The 11,138-nt window shown below is 59.2% G+C and carries 9 protein-coding genes; 2 read left to right on the forward strand and 7 right to left on the reverse strand.

Going from position 1 to position 11,138, the window contains the following annotated elements; all coding sequences use genetic code 11:
* Nucleotides 1-1,287 (reverse strand): molybdopterin-dependent oxidoreductase (locus tag RTS12_RS07250; RefSeq protein WP_312526928.1); only part of this gene is annotated, 1,287 nt, incomplete at its 3' end.
* Between the two features lie 393 nt (nucleotides 1,288-1,680).
* Here RTS12_RS07250 and RTS12_RS07255 point away from each other — a divergent pair.
* Nucleotides 1,681-3,729: a DEAD/DEAH box helicase gene (locus tag RTS12_RS07255; RefSeq protein WP_312526930.1), complete on the forward strand. Its 2,049-nt coding sequence runs from the start codon at nucleotides 1,681-1,683 to the stop codon at nucleotides 3,727-3,729.
* 179 nt (nucleotides 3,730-3,908) lie between these two features.
* The gene (locus RTS12_RS07260) at nucleotides 3,909-4,469 is read left to right on the forward strand and encodes an NAD(P)H-dependent oxidoreductase (RefSeq protein WP_312526932.1); all 561 of its coding nucleotides are present in this window, start codon (nucleotides 3,909-3,911) and stop codon (nucleotides 4,467-4,469) included.
* A gap of 134 nt (nucleotides 4,470-4,603) precedes the next feature.
* Here the strand turns inward: RTS12_RS07260 and RTS12_RS07265 are convergent, their stop codons facing one another.
* From RTS12_RS07265 to RTS12_RS07290, 6 genes are all read right to left on the reverse strand, one after another.
* Nucleotides 4,604-5,710: an NADH:flavin oxidoreductase/NADH oxidase gene (locus RTS12_RS07265; protein WP_312526934.1), complete on the reverse strand. Its 1,107-nt coding sequence runs from the start codon at nucleotides 5,708-5,710 to the stop codon at nucleotides 4,604-4,606.
* A gap of 126 nt (nucleotides 5,711-5,836) precedes the next feature.
* Complete coding sequence (locus tag RTS12_RS07270; RefSeq protein WP_312526937.1) at nucleotides 5,837-6,874, reverse strand: branched-chain amino acid ABC transporter permease; 1,038 nt, start codon at nucleotides 6,872-6,874, stop codon at nucleotides 5,837-5,839.
* Between the two features lies 1 nt (nucleotide 6,875).
* Complete coding sequence (locus tag RTS12_RS07275) at nucleotides 6,876-7,763, reverse strand: branched-chain amino acid ABC transporter permease (protein ID WP_312526939.1); 888 nt, start codon at nucleotides 7,761-7,763, stop codon at nucleotides 6,876-6,878.
* 1 nt (nucleotide 7,764) lies between these two features.
* The gene (locus RTS12_RS07280) at nucleotides 7,765-8,469 is read right to left on the reverse strand and encodes an ABC transporter ATP-binding protein (RefSeq protein ID WP_312526941.1); all 705 of its coding nucleotides are present in this window, start codon (nucleotides 8,467-8,469) and stop codon (nucleotides 7,765-7,767) included.
* Nucleotides 8,466-9,257, reverse strand: coding sequence for an ABC transporter ATP-binding protein (locus RTS12_RS07285; RefSeq protein WP_312526943.1), 792 nt, complete (start codon nucleotides 9,255-9,257; stop codon nucleotides 8,466-8,468). The genes RTS12_RS07280 and RTS12_RS07285 overlap by 4 nt, the downstream gene beginning before the upstream one ends.
* Nucleotides 9,258-9,366: 109 nt before the next feature.
* The gene (locus RTS12_RS07290) at nucleotides 9,367-10,566 is read right to left on the reverse strand and encodes an ABC transporter substrate-binding protein (RefSeq protein ID WP_312526945.1); all 1,200 of its coding nucleotides are present in this window, start codon (nucleotides 10,564-10,566) and stop codon (nucleotides 9,367-9,369) included.
* Nucleotides 10,567-11,138: the final 572 nt, after the last annotated feature.

The following is an 11,138-nucleotide window of genomic DNA, read 5'->3' on the forward strand; positions in this document are numbered from 1 at the left end:
ATGGTGAAAGGGATTGCCCCCCGCCCAATAGACCAGCCGGGTATCAGGGTACCGCCGCGTCTCGCCCTCATAGGTGAATTCCGTGCCCGGATGCAGCAGCAGATCACTGATGCGCGCCACGGGGATAAAGCTGTCGATGACATTTCGTCCGGCGGTAATCGCGGGCGAGCGACCCGCGTTGATCCCTGCCCCGACCCCGCCAAGCGAGGCATAGCCATAGCCAACCCCGCCCCCCGGCAAGCCGATCTGGCCGATCATCGCAGCCAAGCCCAATGCGGCCCAATAGGGCTGCTCGCCATGCTGGGCGCGCTGCAGGCTCCATGCCAAGCTTAACATCGAACGGCTTGCGACCAATTGACGTGCCAAGGCGCGGATCGCAGACGGATCCAGCCCGGTAATGGCCCCCGCCCAGTCAGCATCTTTGATCTGACCGTCACTTTTGCCGGAAAGGTAATCCAGATAGACATCTGAGCCGCTGGTGCAACGCGCCAGAAATGCGCGGTCATGCAGATCAGCGCGCAGAATTTCCCCCGCCAGCCCCAGCAAAAGCGCCGAGTCGGTATTGGGTCGGATCGCCCACCAATCCGCCCCCACCCAATCGGGAATGTCATCAGCCAGTGGCGAAACCAAGATGATGCGGACGCCCCGGGCCACCATCTCACGCAGGCGGGTCTCCAGCATGTGCGTGCCGATCCCGCCCGCCTCATTTTGTGCCGTGCGTGGGGAAAGCGCGCCAAAGACCACCAGTGTTTCGGTGTGCTGGGCAATCAAATCCAACGTGCTGGCCCGCCCGATACAGGCATCATCATTGCCAAGCGTATGGCGCAAGATCACCGGACCGGCCGCGATGGAATAGGTGTCGACATGGCCGGTATAGCCACCGACCAGATTCAGCATCCGCTTGAGCAAGGTCGGTGCATGGTGAAAGCGCCCACAGCTGGTCCAGCCATACGAGCCCGCAAAGATCGCATCATTGCCGTGATCTTCGGCAACGCGGCTGATCTCACTTGCCACCAGATCGGCGGCCTCGTCCCAGCTGACCGAAATAAAGCGCTCAGAGCCGCGACCACGACGGTCGCTGTTTTGCCGGGCTGAAAGCCAGCCTTCACGCACCATCGGGCGCAAAACGCGGCGATCAGGATTGGCCCAATCCTTGACTGAGTGAATGATCGAGGATGGCGCCGGGTCGCGGAAAAAGGGCTCGGCGCCGATGATCTGGCCATTTTCCACCAGCAGCGAATAGGCACCCCAATGGCTGCAATGCGGGACCTTTTTGACGCTTTCCATTCACCGATCCTTTGAAGGCTGACGATTTTACCCGTGGCATAAGCTTCCTGTGGCGCGGGCTTGCCGCAAGATGGGCACGGCCCCGAAACAGGCACATCGACTTTGGGCCATGCAGGCTGTTCAAGGTCAAGCGCAAAGGCGATCCTTGGGTCCATCAAAGCCGAATCAGGGCGAAAATTTATGCCACCAAACAGGTTTTTCACCCGAATTTTCCCTTTTTACGAGAAAATTAGGCCCCAATGTCTCTTTTTCTTTGACATTTCGTCAATGGCTGGATAGGGCCGCCACTCTGGCTCCGATATTCCGGGGCGGCGAGCCTTTGGGCGTTCTGCCGCGAAAGGGAATGGATGCCGTTCATCGGGTGCAATGGCACCCCCTTTCCTGGCGAAGTACATGACAGACTATAATATTGCCGCACCTTTGGCTGCGGCGCTGGCGGCCAAAGGCTATGCCAGCCTCACCTCCGTTCAAACTTCTGTTCTTGCAGAAAATGCCCATGGCCGCGATTTGCTGGTCTCGGCGCAGACGGGTTCGGGCAAGACCGTGGCTTTCGGTATCGCCATGGCCCCCGAGGTTCTGTCGAACCTTGACCGCCTGATGCCTGCCGAGCAGCCGCTTGCCCTGGCGATTGCACCGACGCGCGAACTGGCGCTGCAGGTTGCCCGCGAATTGCAGTGGCTTTACGGCGAAGCCGGGGCACAGATTGCCACCTGCGTCGGCGGCATGGATTACCGCACCGAAAAACGCGCGCTGGATCGTGGCGCCCATATCGTTGTGGGCACGCCGGGTCGTCTGCGCGACCATATCGAACGCGGCAGCCTGGATTTGTCGGGCCTGCGCGCGGCCGTTCTGGACGAAGCCGATGAAATGCTGGATCTGGGCTTTCGCGAAGATCTGGAATTCATCCTGTCCTCGGCCCCCGAGGATCGCCGCACGCTGATGTTCTCGGCCACAGTGCCGCCGGCCATCGAAAAGCTGGCCAAGGATTTCCAGCAAAACGCCCTGCGCATCAGCGCCGTTGGCGAAGCGCGCCAGCACGGCGATATCGAATATCGCGCGCTCAGCGTCTCGCCCCGCGACCGTGAAAACGCGATTTTCAACCTTCTGCGTTTTTATGAATCGCAAACCACGATCATTTTCTGCAAGACCCGCGCCAATGTGAACTATCTGCTGTCGCGGATGGGCAACCGCGGTTTCCGCGTCGTGGCGCTTTCGGGTGAGCTGAGCCAGCAAGAGCGGATGCATGCGCTGCAAGCTCTGCGTGATGGCCGTGCCCGCATCTGTATCGCCACCGACGTCGCTGCGCGCGGCATCGACCTTCCCGGCCTAGAGCTGGTGATCCACGCCGATCTTCCGACCAACTCGGAAACGCTTTTGCACCGCTCGGGCCGTACCGGTCGTGCGGGGGCAAAAGGGGTTTCGGCGCTGATCGTTCCCAGCTCGGAATTCAAGAAAGCACAACGCCTGTTGCAAGGTGCAAAAGTCGTCGCGGAATGGGGCAAAGCGCCTTCGGCTGACGAGGTTCGCGCCAAAGACGACAGCCGTATGCTGGAACATCCCGCCCTCAGCGAGCCGCTGGAAGACGAGGCCGCAATGGCCGCGCATCTGGTCAAGCGCTTTGGCGCGGAACAGGTCGCCTCGGCCTTTATCAAACTGTGGCGCGAAGGCCGTCCGGCCCCCGAAGAGCTGGCCGAAACCGCCAGCCCAACTGCCCCGGCCGCACCGCGCCAGCGCGAAGCCTTTGGTGCTTCGGTCTGGTATCTGCTGACCGTCGGCCATTCGGGTCGTGCTGAAGCGCGTTGGTTGCTGCCCAAGATCTGCGAAGCCGGTAACATCACCCGCGATGCAATCGGCGCGATCCGTGTGAAAACCAACGAGACCTTTGTTCAGATCTCGGCGGAAATGGCCGATCGTTTTCAAGATGGTGCCGAGATCGAAGAAGGCATCGTCATGCGCCGCCTGGCCGATGAGCCGGTCTTTGATCGCCCCGAGCGCAGCGAACGTCCCGAGCGTGGCGAGCGTGCCCCGCGCAAGTTCGACGACCGCCCCGCGCGTCCGCGCCGCGACTTTGGCGATGACCAGCGCCCGGCCCGTGCCCCGCGCGCGGATAAACCGGCCTATGAGCGCAAGCCTTCGCGTTTTGTCGAGGAAGATGCTGGCTACGCCCCCCGTCCGGCCCGCGAAGAGCGTAAGCCCTTTGACCCGACCTCTGAGAACGAGAAGCTGAAAAAGCCGCGTTGGTCCTCGCAAGATCGTGCGAAAAAGGCCAATTCTTCTGACGGCGCCGAATATGGTGATCGTCCGGCACGCGCGGCCCCGGCGAAATTCGGTGGCAAGCCTGCGGCGAAATACGGCAAGCCCGCTGGTGCGGCCAAGCCGGGTCGCCCCGGTCCTGCAGGGGGCGCTGGCAAGCGCAAGCCCAGCACGAAATCCTGGAGCTAAGCCCAGATTTCACCATCATTTGGATCAAGCCGCCCCATTGGGGCGGCTTTTTCATTCGGGCGTCATCAAGCTTCCTTATTCATCAAATTGAACCTTTCGCACGGACCAACGTTTCTTCGTGCCATCGTCACCTTTCGGCCATCCGATGCCGGATTGATATGATATCTAGGAGATGAATGATGTCCGCAGACCGCAAAGTTGCTGTAATCGTCGGTAGCCTTCGCAAGGAATCGCTAAATCGAAAGCTGGCCAATGCGCTGATCGCACAGGCGCCCTCGGGGCTTAGCTTCGAACATATCGAAATCGGCGATCTGCCCCATTATAATGAGGATTTGGACACGGCAACGCCGCCAGCAAGCTGGACGCGGTTTCGCAATGATCTTAGCCGGGCCGACGCTGTTCTTTTTGTGACGCCCGAATATAACCGTTCGGTGCCAGGCGCGCTGAAAAACGCGTTGGATGTCGGCTCGCGCCCCTATGGACACAGCGTTTGGAATGGCAAGCCTGCGGCCGTGGTCAGCGGCTCGGGCGGCGGGATCGGCGGCTTTGGTGCGAACCATCACCTGCGGCAGTCGCTGGTCTTTCTGAATATGCCAGCAATGCAGCAGCCCGAGGCCTATATCGGAGGCTTCAACGATATGTTTGACGCCGAAGGCAAGGTGAAGTCCCCCGAAACCGCGAAATTCCTGGGCGTGATTATGGCGGCATTCGGCACCTGGATCGAACGCAACCACGCATAAGCACGGCTTTGCATGGCCGATGGCAGGCTGCACATTCTTTCCGTCCTTTTCCTGACGAAATACGATGGCGCAGCCTGTTAGATCAAAGCCCCCCGAAAAAGCCTATGCCGCATTTTCGGGGGAAATAGCTGCGCCTATTCCTTAATGAACAGGTCGCGGTAAACCGCAGGCTGGCAGCGCAGATATTGCGGCACGGCCTTGACCTGCGCCCCCAGTTTGGCTGCGGCATGCCAAGGCCAACGAGGATCATAAAGAATGGTGCGGGCCAACCCGATCATATCCGCATCCCCCGTCGCAATGATCGCCTCTGCCTGCTCGGGTTCGGTAATCAGACCCACGGCAACCACCGGAATTTTCACCGCTGCCTTGACCTGACGGGCAAGTGGCACCTGATAATTCGGGCTGACAGGGATCTTTTGCTCGGGCGCAAGGCCCGCACTTGAGACATGGATTGCATCGACGCCGCGCGCCTCTAGAACCCGGGCGAAAGCGACGGTCTGATCGATATCCCAGCCACCCTCGACCCAATCCGTCCCCGAGACACGCACCGTCACCGCGCGATCTGCCGGAAAGGCCGCGCGGACCGCGTCAAAGACCTCCAGCGGGAAGCGCATGCGGTTTTCAAGGCTGCCGCCATATTCGTCATCGCGCTTATTGGAGAGCGGCGACAGGAATTCATGCAGCAGATAGCCATGCGCCATATGGATCTGGATCGCATCCAGCCCCAGCCGCGCCGAGCGGCGCGCGGCATCGGCAAAGGCCTCGCGGATACGGTCCAGCCCTGCCCGGTCCAGCGCGACAGGCGGGTTCTCGTGATTTTGAAACGCCACGGCCGAAGGGGCCACGGTTTGCCAACCATTCTCGTGATCAGGGGCAATCTGCGCGCCCCCCTTCCAAGGCAAGTCGGTCGAGGCCTTTCGCCCTGCATGGGCCAATTGGATGGCAATCGGCATATCCGACCAGGCACGCACCCCATCAAGCACGCGCTTCATCGCGGCCTCGGTGGTGTCATCCCACAGCCCGACATCCCCATAGCTGATGCGCCCCTCGGGTGCGACGGCGGTGGCCTCGATCGTCAGAATGGCAGCCCCCGACATGGCAAGTTGACCCAGATGGATCAGGTGCCAGTCGGTCATCTGGCCGTCTTTTGCGGAATAGGTGCACATCGGCGCGATAACGATGCGGTTGGCAAGGGTTTGCCCCCCGATCGTAATGGGTTCGAACAATTGCGAATGTGGCATGGCAGTCCTTTCTCACGACGGCATCCGGCCCACAACAAATCCTATGTCCCCCGGTGCTGCAAGGCATAGCTGCCATGACCAAGCCTGCAACGGGCGCGCGATCATGCCGGGGCCGCGCCACGCCCCCTAGTTGTCGGCTTTATAGCCGAGGCTGCGCCCCAGCCGTGAGGCATAAAACGAGCCCACGAACCCGCGGCGAAACAGCAAGACACAGGCCATGAACACAATCCCCGTGATGATCGTCACCGGAAATTCTGACGTTGCCAGATAGTTTTGCAGACTGACCATCACCCCGGCACCAAAGATCGGCCCGGCCAAGGTTCCAATCCCGCCCAGAAGCGTCATCAGCACGACCTCGCCGGACATTTGCCAACTGACATCGGTCAGCGTCGCGAATTGAAAGACCAGCGCCTTCATCCCGCCAGCCAGCCCCGCCAGCGTGGCCGACATCACAAATGCCGCCAGCTTGTAACGGGTCACCGAATAGCCAAGCGAGATCGCGCGCTGTTCATTGTCACGAATGGCGCGCAAAATCTGCCCAAAGGGCGAATTCACAAAGCGCCAGATCACCAGCATCCCGATCAGGAAAAGGGCGAAGACGAAATAATACATCGCCAGCCCGCCGCTGAGATCGATCATGCCAAACAGCTTGCCCCGCGGCACGGATTGGATGCCGTCCTCACCATGGGTAAAGGACGCCTGCAGGCAGAAAAAGTAAAACATTTGCGCCAGCGCCAGCGTGATCATCGTGAAATAGATGCCGCTGCGTCGAAGGGCAAAGGCCCCGATCACCACCCCCAAGATTGCCGCAGCACCCGCACCGATCAGCAGGGCCAATTCGGGGCCAAATCCCCAGACTTTGGCGGCATGAGCGGTGACATAGGCGCCCCCGCCAAAAAAGGCGGCATGGCCAAAGCTGAGCAGGCCCGTATAGCCCAGCAACAGATTGAAGGCGGCGGCGAAAAGCGCGAAGCACAAGAACTTCATCACGAAGATCGGATAGATCAGGAAAGGCGCAACCAGCCCCAATGCCACGACCACCACCAAGACCGCCAAGCGGATCTGGCGTGCTTGCGGATGAAGGGTGACGGGCTCTGGCGCAGCGGCTGCGCCTTGCGACGAAGAGTTGGGGGTTGAGGCAGAGGCAGTCGCGGGTTGTGTCATCTCAGACCTCTTTTCCGAACAGTCCGGCCGGTCGCAGGATCAAGACAATCGCCATGATGACGAAAATCACGATATTGGAGGCCTCGGGATAAAACACCTTGGTCAGGCCTTCCGCGATCCCCAAAGCATAGCCAGTCACGATCGCGCCCAAGATCGAGCCCATCCCCCCGACCACGACAACGGCAAATACCACAATGATGATATTGGACCCCATCAGGGGCGATACCTGATAAACCGGGGCCGCAAGCACACCGGCAAGCGCCGCAAGCGCGACACCAAAACCATAGGTCAGGGTCAAAAGCAGCGGCACATTCACGCCAAAGGCCTGAACCAGCGTCGGATTTTCCGTCGCCGCACGCAGATAGGCGCCCAGCTTGGTTTTCTCGATCAGCAGCCAGGTTCCAAGGCAGACGATCAGCGAGGCCAGAATGACCCAACCGCGATATTTCGGCAGCATCATGAAACCAAGATTCCAAACCCCGGCAAATTCTGGGGGTGCCGCATAGGGCTGGCCCGATGAGCCAAAGAAGTAACGAAACGTTCCCTCGATGGTCAGCGCCAGCCCAAAGGTGAACAACAGCCCGTAAAGGTGGTCAAGCTTGTAAAGCCGCGACAGCATCGTGCGCTCGATGAGAACGCCGAATGCGCCGACCAGCAAAGGCACGATGACAAGCGCGAACCAATAACCGATCCCGGCGTATTTCGCGATCAACAGGGCGGTAAATGCCCCAAGCATATATTGAGCCCCATGGGCAAAATTGATGACCCGCAAAAGGCCAAAGATCACCGCCAGCCCAAGGCTGAGCAAAGCATAGAAAGAGCCGTTGATCAGTCCGATCAGCAACTGGCCCAGAAATGCTGCGGGGGGAATGCCAAAAAGCGCCGTCATCCTAGACCCCCAGCATCGCGTTAAGCAAAGCCGTCTGCGCGGGCAGCTCGGCCACAGGGAAATTCGCGACCATTCGGCCATGATCCATCACATAGAACCGATCCGCGATCTTGGCCGCGAAGCGAAAATTCTGCTCGACCAGAACCACGGTCATGCCGCGCGCTTTCAACTGGGCCAAAACCTCGCCGATGCGCTGGATGATGACAGGGGCAAGCCCCTCGGTCGGTTCATCCAAAAGCAGGCAGCGTGCACCCGTGCGCAGGATCCGGGCCATGGCAAGCATTTGCTGCTCTCCGCCCGACAGCTTGGTGCCGGGGCTGTTGCGTCGCTCCTCCAGATTGGGGAAAAGCGCGTAAATCTCGGATAAATCCATGCCGCCCGGCGCCACGACCGGCGGCAGCAGCAGGTTTTCTTCGACCGAAAGCGTTGCAAATATTCCACGCTCTTCGGGCACAAAGCCAAGACCTGCACGGGCGACCCCATGCAGCGGCATCCGCATCAGATCTTTGCCTGCGAAGTGGATCTGCCCCTGTCGCTTGCGCAAAATGCCCATGATGGCGCGCAAGGTCGTGGTCTTACCCATGCCGTTTCGGCCCAGAATGCAGATCGTCTCGCCCTCGGAGACGCTTAGGTCAACGCCGTGAAGGATGTGGCTTTCGCCATACCACGCCTGCAACCCCGAGACATTCAGAAGCGTCGTCGTCATGCCTCTGCCCCCATATAGGCCATCCTCACCAAAGGATTTTCCGCGACGGTATCATAATCACCCTGCGCCAGAATTTCGCCGCGTTGCAGCACCGTGACCTGATCGCAAATATCTGCCACGACCGACAGATTATGCTCGACCATCAGCACGGCCCGCTCGCGTGCGACATCGCGGATAATGGTGGCAACCATCTGGACATCCTCTTGCCCCAGCCCAGCCATCGGCTCGTCCAGAAGCAAGACCTTGGGGTTCAGCGCCAAGGTCGTTGCAATTTCAAGCACACGTTTGCGCCCATAGGACAAATCGCCCGCGCGGGTGTCGCGGTATGCCGCCAGCCCAAGGCGATCGATCAAGCCTGATGCCTCGTCTTTCAGCCGATCCAACGCCTGCATCGGGCGCCAGAATTGCACCGCCAGACCATTGGGGCGCTGCAGGGCAACCGTGACATTTTCCAGCGCGGTCAGATTGGGAAAGACCGCAGAAATCTGAAATGAGCGCACCAACCCCATGCGCGCCACCGCTTCGGGCTTGATGCGGGTGATGTCGGTCCCCATCAGGGTGATCACCCCGCGCGATGGCTGCAAAAACTTGGTCAGCAGATTGAAAACCGTGGTTTTACCCGCACCATTCGGCCCGATCAGCGCATGGATCTGGGCATGACGAATATCCAGATCGACGTTATTGACGGCGGTGAAGCCGAAAAAATCCTTGCCCAGTCCGCGCGCTGACAAAACGATCTGATCTGGTGCCAGACCTGATCCCGTGACGGCCGCTTGAGGGGCGCTCATTGACGGCTCGCTGCACTATTAAGCTGAGGCATTTTTACTATCCCGGAAGTTGCACGCAAAAGCCGGATGCCGAAGCCCGGCATCCGTGTAATCGGTTGACGGGCTTGGGCTATTTGACCAGCGCACAGCCGCTTTTGGCCGGGTCGATATAGGCCTGATCGCCGGGAATGGTCGCAAGCAGCTTATAGTAATCCCACTCGCCCTTGCTCTCGTCGGGCTTTTTCACCTCGAAAAGATAGACATCGCTGATCAGGCGACCATTCGGCCCGACCTTGCCATTCTCGGCGAAGAAATCCTTGACGGGCAGCTCGTGCATCTTGGCTGCCACCGCCTCGGTTTCATCGGTTCCGGCAGCTTCAATTGCGCGTAGATAGGACAGCACAGCCGAGTAAGTGCCAGCCTGAACCATATTGGGCATGGCGCCCGTGCGCTCTTTGTAGCGGTTGGCAAACTCGCGCGAGGCGTCGTTGCGGTCCCAATAAAAGCTCTCGGTCAGGGTCAGCCCCTGTGCCACATCCAGCCCCAGACCATGAACCTCGGCAATGGTGAACAAAAGCGCGGCCAGCCGTTGTCCGGCCTGCGTAATGCCGAATTCCGCCGCCTGTTTGATCGAGTTCTGCGTATCAAGACCCGCATTCGCCAGCCCGATCACCTTGGCGCCCGACGCCTGAGCCTGCAACAGGAAGGACGAGAAATCCGTCGTCGCCAAAGGATGCCGGACCGACCCCAACACCTTGCCGCCCTTGGCCGCCACCACCTCGCTGGTGGCTCCCTCCAGCGCATAGCCAAAGGCGTAATCAGCCGTCAGGAAAAACCAGCTGTCCCCGCCTTGATCGACCAATGCGCCACCCGTTCCCACCGCCAAAGCATGGGTGTCATAAGCCCAGTGAAAGCCATAGGGCGTGCAGGATTTACCCGTCAGATCCGAGGTTGCAGCCCCGGTATTTACCGTAATCTTCTTTTTCTCTTGCGAAAGAGCCTGCACGGCCAGACCGACCGACGATGTCGTCAGCTCCATGATCGAGTCGACTTTTTCGGTATCATACCATTGCCGCGCGATATTCGAGGCGATGTCCGGTTTGTTCTGGTGATCGGCATTAACCACCTCGATCGGGGCATCCAGCACTTTGCCGCCAAAATCCTCGACCGCCATTTTCGCCGCTTCGACCGAGCCTTTGCCGCCAAAATCTGAATAAACGCCAGATTGATCGTTCAGAATACCGATCTTAACCACGCCATCAGAAACTTCGGCCAGCGCCGGTAACCCAAGCATGGCCAGGCAGCTTGCCGACATCAAAACCTTCTTCATGACCTTCCCCCTCTCGCGTTGTTTTTGGCCAGGGGATCAGGACACGAAAAGCCTCTCGGCTACATGTCCCATGCCCATTGACGCCTCCCCCAGTCCAATAGCTGATTGGTTCACACTAAACGGACCTATGGCAAGACAAATTGACACAACAGGAAAGCAGGCGGCTGCATCAGAAGATGATGGGGTAATGTTTGATATTTATGTATAATTACAAATAGATATATAAATAGAATAAACTCATTTCTAGGACAGCCCCCTGCAAGTGCCGTTGCGGCGCAAGCACTCCCTATCCGCGACAACCTTCGGATCGGATCAAAAACACAGCATCAAAAGCAGTCGCAGGGCTGCGTGACCGCGCGGCACCCCTGACTGCGGGCCTGCATGATCGCAATCTTGGGGTGATTTGGTCATCTAAATGCAGGTTTCAGGTGCGAGGCCGAACAAATTCGCGGGAACTTTCCGATATAAACCAAGGGAAAACGTCAACATCTGACGCACTGGCGCGACCTCGAAATACCTGCATCCACTTGTAATATTTAAATAATCACAAAATTCGCGACTGCGACAGTTTG

The organism is Paracoccus sp. (in: a-proteobacteria), assembly GCF_032007265.1.
GTDB lineage: Bacteria > Pseudomonadota > Alphaproteobacteria > Rhodobacterales > Rhodobacteraceae > Paracoccus.